The following is an 18,265-nucleotide window of genomic DNA, read 5'->3' as shown; positions in this document are numbered from 1 at the left end:
CGCCTCTCCATCGTCTCACCTCTTACCCCGCCGTGATCGAGAGCGTTTCGAGATCGGATGGGGGAAGGGGACGCGCGAAGTAGAATCCCTGCGCCTCGTCGCATCCGAGCGCCTCGATGACGGACAACTGTTCTTTGGTTTCCACGCCTTCCGCAACGCACCGCATGCCGAGATTGTGTGCGATGTCCACGATGCTCGCCACGAGGGCCCGCGCCCGGCCGCCGTCCACCGCGCGCTGTGTGAAGGCGCGATCGATCTTCACCACGTTGAGTGGTAGGTGCGTCAGGCGGCTGAGCGAGCTGTAGCCGGTGCCGAAGTCGTCGAGCGACACTTCGATGCCGAGCGCCTGGCATCCGGCGAGAAACCGTTCAGCCCGCTCGGCGTCCATCATAGCGCTCTCGGTCACCTCGATTTCGAGGTACTGCGCGGGCAGGCCGGTCTCGTCGAGGACTTCGCGCACCACGTCGAGGAAACCGTCGGTCAGCACCTGGTACGGCGACAGGTTGACCGCCACTCTGAGCGGGCGACCGGCGTCGAGCCACGCCTTCGCCTGGCGGCACGCGGTGCGCAGACACCACTCCCCGATGGGCGCAATCAGGCCCGTCTCCTCGGCAATAGGGATGAACTCGCACGGCGGCACGTACTCGCCACTCGGCCGGCGCCAGCGAAGCAAAGCCTCCACGCCCACGACCGACTTCGCGCGCATGTCGATCTTCGGCTGGTAATGAATCTCGAAGTCGCCGCGCTGGGCCGCGGTGCGGAGTTCCTGTTCGAGCTCCAAGCGGCTTTTCGCGTCGGCCGCCGTGCGCTCTTCAAATAAGCGGTACGTGCTTCGCCCCTCGGCTTTCGCCGTGTACATGGCGAGATCGGCGTGGCGCAGCAACATGTCGCGCGTGACGCCGTGGCGCGGAAAGCTCGCGATGCCGACGCTCGCCGTCATGTACAGCGGGCGATCCTCCACGCGCACAGGCTTGCGCAGGCGGTTCAAAATGGCGTCCGCCACGGCGACCGCGCGCTCCATGGGCTGGCCAAAGAGCGTGATGGTGAATTCGTCGCCGCCCATCCGGGCCACGAGTGCGTCGTCGCCGGCCACTTCCTTCAGGATGCGGGCAATCTCCTGAAGCAGCTTGTCCCCGAATTCGTGTCCAAGGGTGTCGTTGACCGATTTGAATCGGTCGAGATCGACAAAGAGAATCTGCATCTCGTCGCCAGGGCGGGCGTGGCGGATAAATTCGTCCACGCGCGCTTCGAAATGGCGCCTGTTGGCGAGATGCGTCAGCGTGTCATGAAAGGCGAGGTAGTTCATGCGCTCCGCCGCCACCTTCTCCGCCGTCACGTCGCGTGCCACCAGAAACACGCCTTCGATCTCGTCGTCGAGCACGATGGGGATGTGCGTGGCACTCATGTGCAGCGCCTTGTCTCCCGCCCGAAGCAGGAACTCGCCGTTCGTGGTGCTGCCGCGAAGCGCCCGGCGGTAATCCTCGAACACCCGCGGCCGATCCCGTCTGTCGATCATCCGCGCGAACGCCCGGGCGGATTTGCGCAGGTGGTGCTCAGGCACCAGTTCCTTCGCGCGGGGATTTTGATCGACGATGGCGCCGCGCGCGTCGAGCGTGAAGATGGCGTCTGAATGGTGCGTATAGAGCGAGCGGAACCGCTCGTCCGCGAGACGCAGGCGGCGACGGTCTGCCTGGAGTCGCCGGTCCAGCATCACGGTCGCGATGGCGGCAAGGAGGATGAACGCGCTGAACACGGCAACCACCCATGCGAGCGGCCCGCTGTACGCCATGGGCGCCGCCAGCCGGCGAGTCGGCAGGACGAACACCGTCGCCCACATTCCGGTGTAATGCATGCCCGAGATGGCGATGCCCATCACGAGCGCGCAAGCCACCTTGGCCGCCTGCGCGAGCCAGCCTCGCGCTGTAGCGAGCCGGAACGAGAGCCAGAGCGCCACGTATGACGCGACGACGGCAATCACGACCGACAGCGCAAACGGCCCAGCGCGATAGTAGAAGCTGCCGCCTTGCACCGCCATGGCGGCCATGCCCGTGTAGTGCATGAACACGATGCCCGCGCCCATGAGCAAAGCCCCGTATGCAAGTTTCGCCGGTGACGCGGATCTCGCCACCACGTACAGCGCCGCCCCAGGGCCTGCCATGGCAAACATCAAGGAGAGCGCGACAATGGCCCAGTTGTACGTCATCTGCGCGGGGAGCATGAGAGCGAGCATCGCCACAAAGTGCATCGACCAGATGCCGATGCCCATCGCGACGCCGCCGAGCACGACCCAGACGAGCTGGCGATTCGCCTTGGTTTCCAGCACGCGGCGGCCGAGATCGAGCGAGGCGTACGCGGCGAGCGATGCGACGACATAAGAGAGGATCACGAGCATCGGAATATACGTCTGCGGAACTGGGTGCAAGATGGGTCATCATCCTTTGCGCTCAATTGAAGCGTTGCCGGTTGAATTCGCCATCCTTCGCACGAAATCCTCTGCTCACGCGCGAACCAACCGCGTCGGCGCGAATGTGAAGCTCACGCCCACTTCGCCGGCGAACGGGGAGGACTGGCCGCCAATTTCTGTCCAGTTGCCCTCGGGGGTGAGTTCCCAGAGCCCGCCGAGATCGCCGCCGTTCGTCACGAGCGTGCCGGCGGGGGACCACGCGAATTTCGGCGGCGCGGCGTTTCGATCCGTCGCGTGCGTCTTGGTCCATACAGGGGTCCAGCGACCACCGACGAGCTCGAAGATTTGGCACCTGGAGGCGTCGCTCACGGTCAGCACGCCGTGGGGCGACCAGCCGAACTGGTAGATCTTGTCCGACCCAATGTCTGGGCCCGCGCCTTGCACGCGTTGCCACCGTCCTCCGGAGAACTGCCACAGGCCGTTTTGCGATCCGGCCTTGCCGCTCACCGTGAGCACGCCCTTCGGCGACCAGGCGAACTGTCCCACGTCGGTGACGGGGCATGGCACGCCGCCCGGCTGGATAAAGCGCCCCCCTTCGTCAATCCAGACGCCGTGCGCGCTCGTGCCGACGGCGAGATCGCCGTTGGGGGCAAAGCCGACCGTCAGCGTGTCGGCGGCAAACGGGGCGCGATCACTCGTCATGGCGACAAAGCGGCCGTTCACAAACTGCCAGACGGTGGTCGCTCCGTTCTGCGGCACCGACACGACCGTGAGCACGCCTTTCGGCGACCAGGCGAGCGAGGAGATGTAGCCGAGCTCCGCGCTGCCGGGAAGCTGGTGCCACCCGCTCGCCGTCAGTTGCCAAATGCCGGGCAGGGTGCCGTCGTCCGGAACCACGTACAGCGAGCCGTCCGGGCCGAACGTGTGCAGCTGCACATCCGTGTCGTTGCGGATGGACACCAGGTGCCAGCCCTTGCGATACGTCCAGAGCATGTTGGCAGAGGACATGCCGGGCGTGGACGCGTCGGGCGACCCGCTCGTCACCGCGGCGACCTCTCCTGTCGGGGATACGTCCACGGATTCGAAGATGGTCGACGGCGCGCTCAGGATGGACGAGGCAGGGAAGTAAATCCATTTTCCTCCCGTGTACTCGGCCACCTCCGTCGATCCGCACGCCACGAGGGCGCCAGGGGACGCGCCTTCGGGAAGATGCTCGTCTTGCGTTGTCGAATGGGGCGGCGTGGGCGTGGCGGGCGCCGTTGCGCACCCCCCAAGCGCGGACGAAATCGCGAGTGCGGCGAGGGCCATTCGAAGGCCAGGATGCACGTCAATCACCTCGCACCCATTATGCTCGTGCTCGAAGGGCCGCCGCAAACGAAGGCGCTGCCATGCCACGAGGCGCGGCGCGATATTCGAAAAAAGATCCGATCTCGCCGCCTGCTTTCGACAAGAGAGATCCGATCTCGCCTGCCCGATTCGACACCGGAGATCGGATCACGGCGACACCCATCGCGCCGTGTGGCAGAATGGGGGGAGAGCTGGTTGTCATCCAGGAGCAAAGGGGTGTTCAGATGAGGAAGGTCCGCTTCGGCATTCTCGGATGCGCGGATATCGCCATTCGCAAGCTCATCCCTGGCATTCTGTCGTCCGAGACGGGGGAATTGTACGCTGTCGCGAGCCGCGACGGCGCCAAAGCCGAGGACGTGGCGCGCCGGTTTGGAGCGCCGCGCGCGTACGCAAGCTACGAGGAATTGCTCCGCGATCCCGACGTGGACGCGGTCTACATCCCGCTGCCCAATCACCTGCACAAGCCGTGGACCATCCACGCGGCTGAGGCAGGGAAACACGTTCTGTGCGAGAAGCCCATCGCCCTCGACGCCCGCGAGGCGCAGGCCATGGTGGACGCCTGCCGGGCGCACGGGGTATACCTCGCGGAGGCGTTCATGTACCGCCACCATCCGCGCTATAACAGGGTGCTCGAACTCATCCAGGCCGGCGCCATCGGGCCCGTGCGCGGCATTCGCGGCTCGTTCACGTTCAACAACGCGGCGGATCGCGGCAATATCCGTTTTCGCCGCGACTGGGGCGGCGGATCGCTGTACGACGTCGGATGCTATCCCATTTCCGCGGCCAGGCTCATCCTGGGCGAGGAGCCCGTCGCGGCCACGGCGCACGCGTTCTTCTCGCCCGATCACGACGGCGTCGACATGTACCTCGCGGGCCTTGTGGAGTTCGCGGGCGGCGTCTCGCTGACCTTTGACTGCGGCATGTGGGCGGCGGAGCGGAATGAAGTGGAAATTATCGGTGCAAACGGACGCCTCATCCTGGAGCACGCCTTCCTCGGCGAGCCGGTGACCCTGCGCGTCGTCTCGCCGGAGGGCGAGCGCGTCGAGACGTTCGATGCACTCGACCCCTACGCCCTCGAAGTGGACGATCTCGGCCGCGCCATCCTGGAAGGCAAGCCGCTTCGGTTCCCGCCCGAGGACGCGGTGGCCAACATGCGCGTGCTGGACGCGTGCCTTCTGTCGGCGCGCACGGGGCGGCGCGTTGCTATCGAGTGATGAAGCCGCGAGGATCTCAACAACTCCGAACAAACAAGCCGCCCCGCGCGGGCGGCTTCCCTCACACCATTTCCCACAGGCGATCCGGCTTGAGGTGCGCGGCCAACAGCCGACTCTGCTCCCGGTGTTTCCGGCGGGCCTCGGCGCGCGCCGGCGCGCTCTCGTGCAGCGCCTTCTCCTCTTGCGTCTCCGGGATGACGGGCGGCACTGGAATGGGCTTGCCATCCGGGCCCAGCGCGACGAACGTCAGAAACGCCGTGGCTGCGATTTTTCGCTCGCCGGTCCGCAGGTGCTCAATCACGACCTTGACGAACACCTCCATCGACGTGCGGCCCGTCGACGTGACGTACGAGGTCAGGCAGACCGAGTGTCCCTCCGTGATGGGCAAAAGGAAATCGACGCTGTCGGTCGACGCCGTGACGGTCTGCGCGCGGGCGTGCCGCTCCGCGGAGATGGAGGCCACGTCGTCGATATAGGCCATCAGTTTGCCGCCGAACATCGTGTGGTGATCGTTGAGATCGCCCGGGAAGACGCGCAGGATTTTCGTGGCGCGCGACTCTTTGCACGTCTTCGGGCGAAGCCGCTCTTGTTCGTCCATCCTCTTCCCCCCCTCGTCGAGAACGAACCATGATGACGAGACCCATCCTAGCAGACCCAAAACGCGAGTGGCAAATCGTGTAAGCGCTCTCGGCCCCGGCGGAGAAGCGGATGTCGAAAAACGGCCATCGCCGCGTCAGGCGGCGCGGGCGGGCGCTTGCCGGGCGCAGGCGCGCGCGGCGCCCCGGGACAACCCGTAAGCGAGCGCGGACAAGCAGGCGACGAAGAACCCGACGGGCCAACCGAGCACAAATGACAGGAATAGCGACAGCCACGTGATGAGAAGCGAGAGCGCGACGCTCAGGGCAATGGCCTGCCAGGGCCGGCGGGCGAGATGGCGCGCGGCGAGCGCTGGACCGACGAGCAGGCTGAACGAGAGAAGCGCGCCCACCACGGGCATCATGGCGCTCGTCGCAAGGCCGAGGCTGACGAGCAGTGCCCAATCGGCCGTGCGGTTGGAGGCGCCGCGGACCTTGGCGGCCTCCCGCGCGACGGTGGTGAAGAGCAGCCTGCGGTGAAACGCCGCCACAAGCGCGATGCCGGCAGCCGTGACAAACGCTGTCTCGATGACGCCGGACGAACTCACGCCGAGTACCTGGCCGAACAGGAGTGACATGGCATCGTCGGCGTACAGGTTGCCCAGGCTGAGAAACAGGGCGCCCGTGCCAAGGCCCAGTGCCAGGACGAGTGCCGTCGCCACATCGCGCCGGTCCCGTTCCGCCAGTGCGCCGATGCCGAGCGCGGCGGCAGCTGAGTAGATGCTCACGCCCACGAGCGAGTTCACGCCGAGGACGAGGGCGCCGCTTGCGCCGGCAAACCCGACCTTCGGGAGCGCGTGCGCCGCGAACGCCGTGCCCCGAAGCACGACGTAGAAGCCAATCCAGCCCGCCGCCACGGCGACAAAGCTCGCCGCCAAAAAGGCGTGGCGGGCGAACGGGAAAGCGAGCATCACGAACGGGCTCATTGAAGTTCTCCCTCCGCTCTGCGCCGAAATATGGCTCGGTCTGCGCCTGCCGCGGCGGCGTATGTCAAGAACGCCAGCGCCGCCACAAAGAAGCTCACCGGCCAACTCGTGTGCTGCGGCAGCCACGTGTAGCTGTCGTACGACAAAAGCACGCTTGCGGCCACCATCAGCGCGCCGATCAAGCCGCCTGCGAGACCCGCGCGAAGCGGGTTGGCCGTGAAACGAGCGGCTGTCGCGGCTGGCCCGACGATGAGCGCCGTGGCAAGCAGCGATCCGGCCACGAGGGCGTCCGTCTCGACGGCCACCGCCAGCACCACCATGAACGCGATGGATATCGCCCGCACCGGCACGCCGCGCACGCGCGCGAGATCCGGGTTGACGGAGGCGAGGGCGAGCGGGCGCCAGATGAGGAGCATCGCCACCACGCAGCCAGCGGCCGCCAACGAGATCCACGGCACGAGGGCGGGATCGAGCGTGAACAGGGAGCCGAAGAGCACCGCCATCGACGCGTTGGCGTGCGCGAGCTGTGCGTCGAGGTACAGGAACAAGGCGCCGAAGCCGAGCGCGAGGGAGAGCACGACGCCGGTGGCGAGATCGCGCTCCCCGCGCGTTCGGCCGCCGGCGAGTTCCATGCCGACGGACGCCACGACGCCGAAGGACAGAAACCCAAGCCAGCCGTTCATGCCGACGAGGTAGGCGCCGGCGCCGCCGGTGGTGCCGACGTCGGTCAACACGTGGCCCGCGAACGACTGCCCGCGCAAGATGACGAACGCACCCACCAGGCCGGAGAGAAATGCGATTTCAGTGCCAGCGATGAGCGCGTGCTCGACAGGCGCACTCGCGAGCGCCTCGCTCAGCCAACCGAGCGTCATGGCAGCATCACGCTCGCCTCTGGGCTCGCCGCCGACACGGCGTGCCCGTGCCCGTCGATGGCCCCCGCGGCCACGATGATCCGGCCTCCTGCGCGCAGCACCTCCACCGGGTAGCCGTAGAGCCCCGACAGCACCTCCGGGCGCAGTACGTCGTCCAAGGCGCCCTTGGCCATCCGGCCATTCGCCAGATAGAGAATTTCGTCGGCGCGGCCAATGAGCGGATTCACGTCGTGCGCCACGAGCAACACCGCCATCTGGCCTTCGTGCGCGAGCCGCTTTACGAGATCCACCACCTGGTGCGTCGAGGCGAGATCGAGGTTGTTGAGCGGCTCGTCGAGCAGCAGGACGCGCGGCTTCGAGACGATGGCCTGCGCAATCAGCAGCCGCTGGCGCTCGCCGCCCGACAGCCGTCCGATGCGCCTGTCCGCCAGGTGGAGCGCGTTCACCTCCGCGAGCGCCGCTTCAATTGCGTCGCGCCGCCGCCTGGAGGGGAGCGGAAAGCCGAGGCGATGCCCATCGAGACCCAGGCCGACGAGATCGCGCCCGGTGAGCGGCACGTCCTCGTCCAAATGCACCGCCTGCGGCACGTAGCCAATGGCCTCGTTGCGCCGCCGGACGGGCTTGCCGTCGATCTCGACAACACCTCCGGCGGGGCGGATGAGCCCGGCCAGCGCTTTGAGCAGCGTCGACTTGCCGGCGCCGTTTGGTCCCAGCACGCCGACGAATTGTCCGGCCCGAATCTCGCCCGTCAGATGCGCAAACACGGTGCGCGAGCCGTACGATACGGTGAGGTCGCGAAACGAGATGGCAGGTGTCACGAGATCGCCTCCAGGGACGTGCCGTGCGCGAGCGCGTTGTAGATGGCGTTGGTCTCCTCCAGCATCCACTGCTGATACGTCAGTCCCGTGGGCTCCGTCTCGTACACGGCGACCGTCGGGATATGTTCTCGCTCGGCAAGTGTGAGGAACATCTTGGTGACGTTCGTCACTACCTGCTTGTTGTAGCAGAACACGCTCACCTCGTGGTGCGTGAACAGCTGCGTCTGCAGCGCCACATCCTGCGGCGACGGATCCGTGCCGTTCATGATGGCTGCCTGAAATGCCCAGGGCGTCTTGATCTGGAGACCCGCCTCCTGAAGCAGATAGTCCGACACCGGTTCCGTGACCGCCGCACCACGGCCGCGATAGGCCGCCTTCAGGCGCGCTACCGCCTCGTCCCATGGCTTGAGCGACTGGATAAACGCATTCGCGCGCGCCTGAAAGTAGGCCGCGTGACTGGGATCCAGTTTGCCCAGATCCGATGCGACCATCTTCGCCAACCGGGGCATCGTATTCAGTTGATACCAGATATGAGGATTCGCGGTGTTGGCCCGGTATCCGAGCGCCTGGCCTGCGTCAATCACGATGCGGTTGGGATTCGGCGAAGCCTGCTCGAGCTTGTTCATGAACTCGTCATAGCCGAGCCCGTTCTGGACAACCAGGTTTGCCTCAGCCACCGCGATGGCGTCTTTCGGATTGGCCTCGTATTCATGCGGGTCCACTGCAGGGTTGGACATGATGGCCGTCACGGACACGTACGGCCCGCCAATCTGCCGGATGAGGTCCGCGTATTCGCTCTCGGCGCCGACGGCGCGGATGTTCGCCTGCGCTGCCGCCGCACTCCCCTTTGCCGCGGGCTTCGCGATGCCGCAGCCCGTCATGACGAGCGCGGCGGACACCGCGGCGATGGCTGTGTTCCACCATGAGCGCTTCATGGTCTCTCTCCACCCTCTCAAATCAGAACGATTCCGATTTGGGTTGCCGAGAGGAGTATATCAGGTTGGGTGCGGTTTGTAAATCGGATTGATTTCGATTTATGATAGGGGCGAAAGAAGGGAGTTGCATCCGGTGCACGAGACCACGGCCTCGATTCTTCAAGCGCTGAAAGAGGCAGGCTATAAATTCACCGGCAAGCGGCGAGCGGTGGTGGACCTCTTCGTCGAGAATCGGGATCGGTATTTTTCGGCGAAGGAGGTGTACGATCACGTCAGTAAAATTTACCCTTCCGTGAGCTTCGACACCATCTATCGGACGCTCGGGATCCTCGTGGAGCAGAACGTGATCGAGCCCATGGAATTCGCGGATGACAGGGCTCGATACCGCCTTCAATGCGCGCGAGGGCATCACCATCACCTCGTGTGCCTGCGCTGCGGAGCGTCCATCCCCATCGAAGAGTGCCCCATCGACCGGATTCGGCAACAGGTGCCGAACTTTCGCATCGAAGACCACAGGCTCGAGATTTACGGCTACTGCCATCGCTGTGCGGACGCGGGCGGCCAGGGCTCGTGAGGAGCCCGATCAACATGAAAAAGCCGCCCGCCGAGCGATGTCCGCGTCGACAAGCGGCTTGGTATGTAACCCCGTTCTGCCGTGGGACAATCGGTTTTGCATCCCCATCTCCAAGGTGGGTATCCTACCGCCGGTTTCAACCGTCCACAACGCCGAGGCATGGCATCCGCAGACGGACACGGATTCCCGTAGGTCTCGCGTGGATGAAAACCAAAACTGCCCCACGAACATCACAGGAGCTTGTTGCAGTAGTATAGCACGCTCCGCGTCGAATGCCAAGCCGTTTGTTCCATCCAGGTTCATCCTGCCTTGGACCCGCGCGCGAAACGCAGCACCAAGCGTGCGCGTCGAACCGCCCTCGTCATCTGAACGGCGCCATATCCGGCAAAGAGCGCCAACAAAGGCTCGATGGGTGCGCGCATGCGATCCCACGCGGGAAAGATGAAAAAGAGCGCGATGTAATACGCAAGGATGAGAAGTGGCCAGAAGGCCCGATGGTCGCGCCGCACCCGTGCGCTGCGCACTGCCATGGCGATCCCGCCGCAGGCGGAGGCGAGCATGCCCAAATAGGTGCCGAGATCGACCGCGTGCACGGCGCGCGCGAACCAGCGGGGGACAGGCGGCGAGCTCTGACCGACGGACCAGTAGAGTGCGTTCGAAACTCCGTCGAACAGGTGCCACCACTTCACAAAGCCCATCTCGAGCGTGCGCAGAGGATGCGTGAACATGTACGCGCGCGCCGCTTTGGCGGCTGCGTGATCTTCCGTCACCTCGTTTGACACGTAGGAGAGAAAGGGGTTTTGATGCGGGTTGAGCGGCCAAAAATAGGCGCCGTTCGCGTGCGGGTTGTTCCCCTGCCACAGGTTGACCCCACCGTTCGTCGAGACCAGGACGAAGGCGTGCAGCTCGATCACGTTGCGCACGGTGATGGGGGCCACGGCGAGGAGGACGCCGGACAGCATGGCGGCCGCAAGCGCCCAGGCGCGGCGCCATCCGACGCGCGCGACCATGAGGTACGCGAGCCACGGCGCGGGCGCGAGCATCAGGACGGGGCGCACGGCGCAGGCGAGCCCGGCGACGCACCCTAAGGCGAACGAGCGGCCGAGCCGGACGTCTCGCCCTCCCCGTGTGGCGCCGATGAGCGCGGCCAGCGTCAGAAGAAACGTGAACAGCATCTCGCTGCAGAGGACGCTCGACCATGCGATTTGCGACAGGTATCCCGCCAAGAGAAAGCCGGCAACGAGCCCGGCCGACCGCTTCCACAGAACGGTTCCGAGGGTGGTCACGAGTCCCGCTGTCAGGCTGTTCAGAATGGCGTTGGCGACAGTGCCGCTCCAAAAGCTGGTGCCAAACAGGGCATAGATTCCCGCGAGAAAGAGCGGATATCCGATGGGGAAATAGGCAGTCGGCTTGCCGTCGTACGTGTAGCCTTGTCCGGCAGCGAGGGCGAGGGCGTGATCGCGATACCAGGCGAAATCGGATGCGGGGACAGGATGCACGGCGGTGAGCCACAGAAGGCGAAGCAGAAGCGCGACGGCCGTGATCGACAGCGCGTCGAGCGCCAGGATGACCGCCGAGGGACATTCGATGGCCGCGGCGCGCGCGTGGGAATGTTCCAACGTCATGAGCCGGCTCCTTTCAGGAAGGCCGTTCTCGGGGCCTTGTTCATCCTCTCCGATTGTACACCCGCGCGCCATGGGTGAAGATGGAATTGGGCGGTGCTGCGCAGAGGGCGCTGAGACCGGAGCGTGCGGTGCGAACGTGCCGCTTGGAGATCCGAGAACAGCTACGCGTGGGCGGCCGGGCGCGCGTCTCCCGCCGCTGGTTCGCCGCCTCGGGCGCTTCGCCAGAGAAGCGCGCCGGAGGTGAGGGATGCGGCAAGGGCAATGGCGCCAAGCACCGCGTACGGCGTTCGCGCTCCGAACGCCTGGAGCCACGAGGCTAGGGGCGGACCGAGGGTGGGGCCAAGGAAGCGCGCGCTCGTGTAGAGGGCCGACAAACTTCCGCGTACCTCGTGAGCGAGCGCCGTGGCGAGGCACGCGTCGATGGCCGTGATGGCCGTGCCGATGCCGTAGGCGCCGAGGCTGACGGATGCGATTTGCCACGCCATGTCCTGACGTGCGCTTGCGGCGCCGAAGGAAGCAGCCGTCCAGGCGAGGCCGAGCGCGATGGCCGCGCGAGATGGCGCCTTCCATCGGTCTGAAACGAGGCCGGTCAGAAGGCTCGCCAGGCAGAGCATGGCCTGCGGAATGGACAGCAGCAGGCCGTTTTGCCACTCCGGCACGTGAGCGCTATCGGCGAGGGATTCGGACAGGCTCACAAGCCCTCCGAAGAGGCACAACATGCTCACCGCACCGCTCAGGTAGGTCGCCGTGAGAAGTGGCGCGTGGGCGCGAAACGCGACGCGCCAGGCCGCGGCATGGGGGACGCGAGGGACTCTTGCGCGCCGCTCGGGGATCATCCATGCGATAGCCGCTGAGAGCGATCCGCAGAGCGCGAACACGGCCCAGAACGGCGCGAAGAACGCCCAGGTGGCGAGCAGCGCGCCGAGGACGGGGCTCATGAGTTTGCCTAGGGTGTTGCCGACTTCCGTGAATCCGGCGGCTCGCCCGCGCCCGCCTTCCTCGGCGAGATCGCCCGCGAGGGGAAGCGCCAGCGGCATGGCGAAGGCAGCCCCGACGCCCTGCACAACGCGCCCTCCGAGCACCCACGCGTAACTGTGGGCGGCTGAGGCGCCGACGGCTGCGATGCCACCGCCGACGGCGGCCACGGCGAGCGCCGCCACGGCGAGTCGCCTGCGGCTCATCCGGTCCGCGAGGAACCCCGCCACGGGCATCAGGGCGACGGCTATCACGGAATACGCGGTGATGAGCAGGCTCGCCGCGGTGGGCGTGATGCCGAAGGCCGACTGCATCACGGGGACCACGGGCACCTTCATCGAGTTGCCGAGGGTCAGGATCAACGGAATCAGGCTGGCCGCAAGGATTCCGAGCCACGCGGGCCGGCGCATGTGCTCGCCTCCTTCAGTTGGATTCGACGTCCGAGTCTTGTTCGGGCGTTGCCACCTCAACTTCCTGTCTTCGCAGGAGTGCCTGCCGCACGAGCGCCACAGACATGGCGATCACGCCGACGAGATCGAAGTACGCGCCGGCGCTGTCGGCGAGCGAGCCCGGGGCAGCCAGGTGGGTGAGGCTGCGCCAGAACGCGGGGCTCAGGATGAGGTCCATGGCGAGGAGGACAAACACGCCGTACCCGAGGGCGGACAACCCGGCCCACAGGCAGACGGTCCCGCACACCACGGCGATAGGTTCGAGGCGGAGCACGCCCGTTCGCGGCATGACTGCGCACGCGAGGCCGAGCGCGAACGCGATTCCGCCAAGCAGCTTGGCGTGACGCGGGAATCGGTCTTCCCGGCGGATCCACTGCCAGAACGCCTGCATGGGCTTGCACCTCTCTTGGGAGATGTCTCTCTCCACAAGGTTGGCTCAATTCCACATTTTCATGCCGGACTGGTACAATCACCTCGAAACACGCATGTTCCAACAAGGAGGAAGGCAGTGCGATGTCCGGCGCCGAACACGAGGCTCACGCTGCTCGCATGGTGTTTGTCGGGCCCGGCCGGACGGCGGTCGCTCTGGCGCTGTCGTCGATGCGCGCAGGGCATCAGGTGATGGGCGCTCTCGCGCGCCAGCCGGAGAGCGACAGGGCCCAGACGTTTGCACGGATGACGGGGGCCTCGGTGTATGGGATGGACCGCCCTCAGGAGGTCCTGGCGAAGGCGGACGTCGTCTGGATCACGGTGTCCGACAGCGCCATCGCCTCGGTGTGCCGTCAGTTCGCGGAGGCGGGGGCGTGGCGGCGCGGGCAGGTGGTGTTTCACACCTCGGGCGCACTCGCGAGCGACGCCCTGGAGCCAGCGGCCGTTCGCGGCGCGAAGACGGCGAGTGTGCACCCGCTGCAGACGTTTGCGGGCGACGAGGACGACGCCGAGCGGCTGAGGGGCGTGGCCGTGGCCGTGGAAGGACAGCCCGAGGCCGTGCGCCTGGCTTTTTCCCTCGCAGAGGCGTGGGGAGCCCGCCCGTTTGCCATCGCGGCGGCGGACAAGCCTGCGTATCACGCCGCGGCGGTGCTTGCGTCGAACGCCGTGATCGCCCTCATGGCCACCGCGTCGCGCCTCGCGCCGCTGCCCGAAGGGGCGAAGAGCCTGTTGCCGCTCGCGCAGCGGACGCTTGAAAATCTGGCGTCGCTCGGGATCCCGGCGGCGCTCACCGGGCCCATCGAGCGCGGCGACGTGGACACCGTGGCCGAGCACCTGCGCGCTCTCGAGCGCGATCCGGCCGCGCGCCGCGTGTATCTCGCCCTTGCGGCGGCCACCGTGCCTATCGCGGTGGCGAAGGGGACGCTTGGGCCCGAGGCCGCGGGCCGCCTGTCACAATGGTTTGCGGATACAGGGGGAATGTAGATGGCACGCACAGTGACCGTGCGCACGCTCGCCAACATGAAGCGGGCGGGCGAGAAAATCGCCATGCTGACCGCGTACGATTATCCGACCGCCAAACTCTTGTCTGAGGCGGGCGTCCACGTGCTCTTGGTCGGTGACTCGCTCGGGATGGTGGTGCAGGGGCAGCCAACCACCGTGCCGGTGACGCTGGATCACATGGTCTACCACGCAAGCCTCGTCTCGCGCGGTGCGGAAGGCGCCATGGTCGTGGCGGATCTGCCCTTTCTGACGTATCAGGTGTCGGCCGAGGAGGCGCTGCGGTCCGCTGGCCGGCTGATGCAGGAGGGCGGCGTGCACGGCGTCAAGCTCGAAGGCGGGCGCGAGGTGGCCAAGACGGTGCGCCGCCTCGTCGAAGCCGGCATTCCGGTCATGGGCCACATCGGCCTCACGCCGCAGTCCGTGCATGCCTTTGGTGGGTTTGCCGTGCAGGGCAAGACGGCCGATCGCGCCCTCGAGATGATGGAAGACGCCCTGGCGCTCGAGGAGGCCGGCGCGTTCAGCATCGTGCTCGAAGCGGTCCCGGCGGAAGTGGCGGCCGAGATCACACATCGGCTGTCCATTCCCACCATCGGCATCGGTGCGGGGCCACACTGCGACGGCCAGGTCCTCGTCTTCCACGACTTCATCGGCTACACGTCGGGCTATATTCCGAAGCACAACAAGCGATACGCGGACCTCGCGTCCGTCATCCGGGACGCCGCGCGCCAGTACATCGAGGAGGTCGCGCAAGGCGTGTTCCCGGGCGAGGAACAGACCGTTCACCTGCAGGATGGGGAGCTGCGGCTCTTTCAATCCATGGTCGCGCGGCACGGGGGTGGCCCGCGTGAGTGATCGTCCTCGTCTTCTGCGCACCATCGCCGAGGTGCGGCAGTCGGTGCAAGCGGTGCGCCGCGAAGGCCGGCAGGTGGCGCTTGTCCCCACGATGGGCTACCTGCACGAGGGCCACCTCGCGCTCGTCGAGCGGGCCCGGCAGGAGGCGGACTTCGTCGTCGTCAGCATCTTCGTCAATCCGCTTCAATTCGGCCCGCGCGAGGACTTCGCGAGCTACCCGCGCGATCTCGACCGAGATCTCGGCCTACTTCGCCAGCAGGGCATGGCGGACGCCGTCTTTGCGCCGAGCGTCGACGAGATGTATCCGCAACCCATGCGCACGGAGGTGTCGCTCCCGACCTTGTCGGACCGCCTGTGCGGCCAATCCCGCCCGGGCCACTTCACCGGCGTGGCCACGGTCGTCTCCAAGCTGTTTCACATCGTGCAGCCCGACGTCGCCTGCTTCGGACAAAAAGACGGGCAGCAGCTCGCCATCATTCAGCGCATGGTCGCGGATCTCAACTTCCCCGTCCGCATCGTCGGGGTGCCTACGGTGCGCGAGCCGGACGGCCTCGCCAAGAGCTCTCGAAACGTGTACCTGACGCCCGAGGAGCGGGAACACGCCGTCGTCCTCTATCGCACGTTGAGCTGGGCAAAAGACGCCATTCTGGCCGGCGAGCGGCGCGCGGACGTCATTCGCCACGGCATGCGCGAGCGGATTGAGGCGGATCCCATCGCTCGGCTCGACTACGCCGATCTCGTCTCCATGCCGGATCTCGAGCCCATCGAGCGCATCGAGGGCGACATCATGCTCGCTGTGGCCGCATACTTCGGCAAGGCGCGGCTCATCGACAACTTCCAGTTCCACGTGGATCCGTAGGTCTTCTAAGCGCGCCTCGTCCTCCCTTGCTCGGCGGATCCTCTTCGACTACAATGGGCGGCGGCTTTGATCGATTTGGGGGGGAGGGCGTCAGGATGCATCACACCAACAGGCGCATGGTCTCTGTGGCGATGATGCTCGCCGTGTTTTTGGTCGCCATCGACGTCACCGTCGTGAGCACGGCGATGCCGCACATCGTCCGCCAGTTGCACGGTTTGAACTTATACAGTTGGGTCTTCGCCATCTACACGCTGACCACGTGCGTGACGACGCCCATCTACGGCAAGCTGGCCGATCTGTTCGGCCGCAAGACCATCTTCTGCATCGGCGTCGTTTTGTTTGTCATCGGTTCCGCGCTGTCCGGCCTGTCGCAGAACATGGCGGAGCTCGTCTGGTTCCGCGCCTTTCAGGGTCTCGGGGCCGGCGCGGTCATGCCTGTGACGTTCACCATCATCGGCGACATCTTTCAGGGCGAGGAGCGCGCCCGCATGCAGGGCTTGTTCAGCTCCGTCTGGGGCGTCGCGGGCCTTCTCGGCCCCTTGGTGGGCGGCCTGTTTGTCGATCACGTCAGCTGGCGCTGGATTTTTTACATCAACGTGCCCGTCGGCGCGCTCTCGCTCGTCCTGGTGCTTCTCTTCCTGCACGAGCGGTTTGAGCGCCGCCAGCACCGCGTGGACGTGTGGGGCGCCTTGGTCTTCACCATCGGCGTCTCGTCGCTGCTCTACGCGCTCCTGAACGGCGGCAGCAAGTACGCGTGGACGAGCGCGGTCATCCTCGGGCTGTTTGCTGCGAGCGCCGTCTTTCTTGCGGCTTTCGTGTGGATTGAGGCCAAGGTCGCCGAACCCATGCTGCCGCTCAAGCTGCTCTCCAATCCCGTGATTGCTGTGTCGGACGTGCTGGCGTTTTTGGCCGCATTCGTGCTCATCGGCGGCAACGTGTACCTGCCCATGTGGATTCAGACCATCCTCGGGCACAGCGCGACGAACTCGGGCCTCACGCTCATGCCGATGTCGCTCGCCTGGCCGCTCGCGTCGACTTTGTCGGGGCGATACATGTACCGCATCGGCGCCAAGCGGACGACGGTCATCGGGACCCTCCTCGTGGCTGTGGCTGCCGCGTGGCTCCTCGCCATCAAGCTCGGCACGCCGTACTGGTTCTTTGTCGGCGTCATGATTGTCATGGGCCTCGGCATGGGATACCTGAACACGCCCACCACCGTCATGATTCAGTCCGTGGTGAGCTGGCAGATGCGCGGCGCCGCGACGGGATCGAATCAGTTCGCACGAGCGCTCGGCCAGACCATCGGCGTGACGGTGTTCGGCAGCCTGTTCAACAGCATCACGGCGAGCTACGTGCGCACCAACGCGCCGGCGGGCGTGAATCGCGGAGATCTGACGCAGATCCTCAACAACCTGTCCGGCGGCGGACCGGCGGCCGGCATCCCGGCTGAGGTCAAGCGATTCGTGGACGGCATGCTCGCGCACACGTTGCACGACATCTTCCTCGCCATGTTCTGCGTGAGCCTCGCCATCGTCGTGATTGCGTGGTTTTTGCCTTCGCATGCCAAACTCATGGAGCAACAGGCGAAGGTTCAGGCGAATCGCGCGCATGCCTGAGGCCAATCGAGGCAAACTACACTTGGCGATCACGCTCGATGGACGGGGGGATGGCGGATGGCAGAGCGCCATGAACGACGCGCGTCAAAAGGCGAAGCCCTCGGGCTCGAGGAAGCGAGCGACGGGCTCAGCCTGACCAAAGCGCAGGTGCAGGACGCGTATCAGGCCGGAACGGCCGATGCCATCCTGTACACGCCGGATGGGCACCTGCGGGATTTGCGAGCGACCATCGTCCCGGATGAGATCGCGTGAATCGCTGAACAGGGCCGATCGCGACTCGCGATCGGCCCTTCGCGTGAGCATAGGCGGGCTCCTCGCCGCGGCGCGTTCGCGGCCGGGGCCCCTTTTTGCGCCTGGCGGACCTTTTGTCCATGCCGCGCAAGCCTCGCCTCGCACACGATACGGTGTCCGCGCGGACACACCGCTCTCTGGAAGCGAGGTGAGAGGCGTGGAGCATGTCGTGGTTCTCACCATCGACAAGCGCACGAATCGCGTGGTGCGGGTGGTGAAGAGCGCGGGTGCGCCGGACATCCATCGGGGAGAGCTCGCCCGCGACGCTGTGTACACGCTCCTGAGCCACGGGTATCAGGAGGTGTCCGCAGTGGACGGACGGACGTACCTGGTGCTTGGCTACAACCGCGGCGCGTGCGCGGAGGAGTGAACAAAAGATGAATGTTGGAGCCAGCCCGGGCTGGCTCCATTCGTCTTTGCGAAAGAACGGCTATACTGCGGA

At 66.0% G+C, this 18,265-nt stretch carries 18 protein-coding genes and 1 other RNA gene; 8 read left to right on the top strand and 11 right to left on the bottom strand.

Annotation, left to right across the window (positions count from 1 at the left end):
• Nucleotides 1-22: 22 nt before the first annotated feature.
• Nucleotides 23-2,422 (bottom strand): EAL domain-containing protein, encoded by a 2,400-nt coding sequence (locus AC27E8_RS09265; protein ID WP_487099215.1) that lies wholly within the window; start codon nt 2,420-2,422, stop codon nt 23-25.
• A gap of 75 nt (nt 2,423-2,497) precedes the next feature.
• A complete protein-coding gene (locus AC27E8_RS09260; RefSeq protein WP_487099216.1) occupies nt 2,498-3,730 on the bottom strand; it encodes a WD40 repeat domain-containing protein in 1,233 nt (410 codons plus the stop codon).
• A gap of 245 nt (nt 3,731-3,975) precedes the next feature.
• Between AC27E8_RS09260 and AC27E8_RS09255 the strand changes: the two genes are divergently transcribed.
• Nucleotides 3,976-4,965 carry a Gfo/Idh/MocA family protein gene (locus tag AC27E8_RS09255; RefSeq protein WP_487099217.1) on the top strand — a complete coding sequence of 330 codons (990 nt, stop codon included), beginning with the start codon at nt 3,976-3,978 and terminating at the stop codon, nt 4,963-4,965.
• A 61-nt stretch (nt 4,966-5,026) separates the two neighbouring features.
• Here the strand turns inward: AC27E8_RS09255 and AC27E8_RS09250 are convergent, their stop codons facing one another.
• From AC27E8_RS09250 to AC27E8_RS09230, 5 genes are all read right to left on the bottom strand, one after another.
• Nucleotides 5,027-5,563 (bottom strand): acyl-CoA thioesterase, encoded by a 537-nt coding sequence (locus AC27E8_RS09250; RefSeq protein WP_012811858.1) that lies wholly within the window; start codon nt 5,561-5,563, stop codon nt 5,027-5,029.
• Between the two features lie 135 nt (nt 5,564-5,698).
• The gene (locus AC27E8_RS09245; protein WP_487099218.1) at nt 5,699-6,526 is read right to left on the bottom strand and encodes a metal ABC transporter permease; all 828 of its coding nucleotides are present in this window, start codon (nt 6,524-6,526) and stop codon (nt 5,699-5,701) included.
• Complete coding sequence (locus tag AC27E8_RS09240; RefSeq protein ID WP_487099219.1) at nt 6,523-7,398, bottom strand: metal ABC transporter permease; 876 nt, start codon at nt 7,396-7,398, stop codon at nt 6,523-6,525. Before AC27E8_RS09240 ends, AC27E8_RS09245 begins: the two co-directional genes overlap by 4 nt.
• Nucleotides 7,395-8,216: a metal ABC transporter ATP-binding protein gene (locus tag AC27E8_RS09235; RefSeq protein WP_487099220.1), complete on the bottom strand. Its 822-nt coding sequence runs from the start codon at nt 8,214-8,216 to the stop codon at nt 7,395-7,397. The genes AC27E8_RS09240 and AC27E8_RS09235 overlap by 4 nt, the downstream gene beginning before the upstream one ends.
• Nucleotides 8,213-9,151: a metal ABC transporter solute-binding protein, Zn/Mn family gene (locus AC27E8_RS09230; RefSeq protein ID WP_487099221.1), complete on the bottom strand. Its 939-nt coding sequence runs from the start codon at nt 9,149-9,151 to the stop codon at nt 8,213-8,215. The genes AC27E8_RS09235 and AC27E8_RS09230 overlap by 4 nt, the downstream gene beginning before the upstream one ends.
• A 133-nt stretch (nt 9,152-9,284) precedes the next feature.
• Between AC27E8_RS09230 and AC27E8_RS09225 the strand changes: the two genes are divergently transcribed.
• Nucleotides 9,285-9,725 (top strand): Fur family transcriptional regulator, encoded by a 441-nt coding sequence (locus AC27E8_RS09225; RefSeq protein WP_487099222.1) that lies wholly within the window; start codon nt 9,285-9,287, stop codon nt 9,723-9,725.
• A 64-nt stretch (nt 9,726-9,789) separates the two neighbouring features.
• On the opposite strand, the gene ssrS is transcribed toward AC27E8_RS09225, so the two are convergent.
• From ssrS to AC27E8_RS09205, 4 genes are all read right to left on the bottom strand, one after another.
• A non-coding RNA gene (gene ssrS / locus AC27E8_RS09220) (6S RNA) lies at nt 9,790-9,967 on the bottom strand.
• Nucleotides 9,968-10,024: 57 nt separating this feature from the next.
• Nucleotides 10,025-11,350: a glycosyltransferase family 39 protein gene (locus AC27E8_RS09215; protein WP_487099223.1), complete on the bottom strand. Its 1,326-nt coding sequence runs from the start codon at nt 11,348-11,350 to the stop codon at nt 10,025-10,027.
• A gap of 161 nt (nt 11,351-11,511) precedes the next feature.
• Nucleotides 11,512-12,735: an MFS transporter gene (locus AC27E8_RS09210; protein WP_487099224.1), complete on the bottom strand. Its 1,224-nt coding sequence runs from the start codon at nt 12,733-12,735 to the stop codon at nt 11,512-11,514.
• Between the two features lie 13 nt (nt 12,736-12,748).
• On the bottom strand, nt 12,749-13,165 hold the full coding sequence (locus tag AC27E8_RS09205) for a hypothetical protein (RefSeq protein ID WP_487099225.1): 417 nt from the start codon (nt 13,163-13,165) through the stop codon (nt 12,749-12,751).
• Nucleotides 13,166-13,287: 122 nt separating this feature from the next.
• Between AC27E8_RS09205 and AC27E8_RS09200 the strand changes: the two genes are divergently transcribed.
• From AC27E8_RS09200 to AC27E8_RS09175, 6 genes are all read left to right on the top strand, one after another.
• Nucleotides 13,288-14,187, top strand: coding sequence for a Rossmann-like and DUF2520 domain-containing protein (locus AC27E8_RS09200; RefSeq protein ID WP_487099226.1), 900 nt, complete (start codon nt 13,288-13,290; stop codon nt 14,185-14,187).
• A complete protein-coding gene (panB, locus tag AC27E8_RS09195) occupies nt 14,188-15,057 on the top strand; it encodes a 3-methyl-2-oxobutanoate hydroxymethyltransferase (protein ID WP_041695488.1) in 870 nt (289 codons plus the stop codon).
• A complete protein-coding gene (panC, locus tag AC27E8_RS09190; protein WP_487099227.1) occupies nt 15,050-15,916 on the top strand; it encodes a pantoate--beta-alanine ligase in 867 nt (288 codons plus the stop codon). Before panB ends, panC begins: the two co-directional genes overlap by 8 nt.
• 95 nt (nt 15,917-16,011) lie before the next feature.
• The gene (locus AC27E8_RS09185; RefSeq protein WP_487099228.1) at nt 16,012-17,532 is read left to right on the top strand and encodes an MDR family MFS transporter; all 1,521 of its coding nucleotides are present in this window, start codon (nt 16,012-16,014) and stop codon (nt 17,530-17,532) included.
• Nucleotides 17,533-17,589: 57 nt separating this feature from the next.
• A complete protein-coding gene (locus tag AC27E8_RS09180) occupies nt 17,590-17,784 on the top strand; it encodes a hypothetical protein (RefSeq protein WP_014465615.1) in 195 nt (64 codons plus the stop codon).
• A 196-nt stretch (nt 17,785-17,980) separates the two neighbouring features.
• A complete protein-coding gene (locus AC27E8_RS09175) occupies nt 17,981-18,193 on the top strand; it encodes a hypothetical protein (RefSeq protein WP_487099229.1) in 213 nt (70 codons plus the stop codon).
• The last annotated feature ends 72 nt before the right edge of the window (nt 18,194-18,265 follow it).

This window comes from Alicyclobacillus sp. CIJ1 (assembly GCF_057538885.1).
The sequence above is the reverse complement of the archived record's forward strand: the minus strand, read 5'-3'. Positions and strand labels throughout refer to the sequence as shown.

What these genes read in the sequence shown, in the direction of transcription:
- AC27E8_RS09255 (WP_487099217.1), top strand. Translation starts at nt 3,976, where the DNA reads ATGAGGAAGGTCCGCTTCGGCATTCTCGGATGCGCGGATATCGCCATT.
- AC27E8_RS09250 (WP_012811858.1), bottom strand. Translation starts at nt 5,563, where the DNA reads ATGGACGAACAAGAGCGGCTTCGCCCGAAGACGTGCAAAGAGTCGCGC.
- AC27E8_RS09245 (WP_487099218.1), bottom strand. Translation starts at nt 6,526, where the DNA reads ATGAGCCCGTTCGTGATGCTCGCTTTCCCGTTCGCCCGCCACGCCTTT.
- AC27E8_RS09240 (WP_487099219.1), bottom strand. Translation starts at nt 7,398, where the DNA reads ATGACGCTCGGTTGGCTGAGCGAGGCGCTCGCGAGTGCGCCTGTCGAG.
- AC27E8_RS09230 (WP_487099221.1), bottom strand. Translation starts at nt 9,151, where the DNA reads ATGAAGCGCTCATGGTGGAACACAGCCATCGCCGCGGTGTCCGCCGCG.
- AC27E8_RS09215 (WP_487099223.1), bottom strand. Translation starts at nt 11,350, where the DNA reads ATGACGTTGGAACATTCCCACGCGCGCGCCGCGGCCATCGAATGTCCC.
- AC27E8_RS09210 (WP_487099224.1), bottom strand. Translation starts at nt 12,735, where the DNA reads ATGCGCCGGCCCGCGTGGCTCGGAATCCTTGCGGCCAGCCTGATTCCG.
- AC27E8_RS09205 (WP_487099225.1), bottom strand. Translation starts at nt 13,165, where the DNA reads ATGCAGGCGTTCTGGCAGTGGATCCGCCGGGAAGACCGATTCCCGCGT.
- AC27E8_RS09200 (WP_487099226.1), top strand. Translation starts at nt 13,288, where the DNA reads ATGTCCGGCGCCGAACACGAGGCTCACGCTGCTCGCATGGTGTTTGTC.
- panB (WP_041695488.1), top strand. Translation starts at nt 14,188, where the DNA reads ATGGCACGCACAGTGACCGTGCGCACGCTCGCCAACATGAAGCGGGCG.
- AC27E8_RS09185 (WP_487099228.1), top strand. Translation starts at nt 16,012, where the DNA reads ATGCATCACACCAACAGGCGCATGGTCTCTGTGGCGATGATGCTCGCC.
- AC27E8_RS09180 (WP_014465615.1), top strand. Translation starts at nt 17,590, where the DNA reads ATGGCAGAGCGCCATGAACGACGCGCGTCAAAAGGCGAAGCCCTCGGG.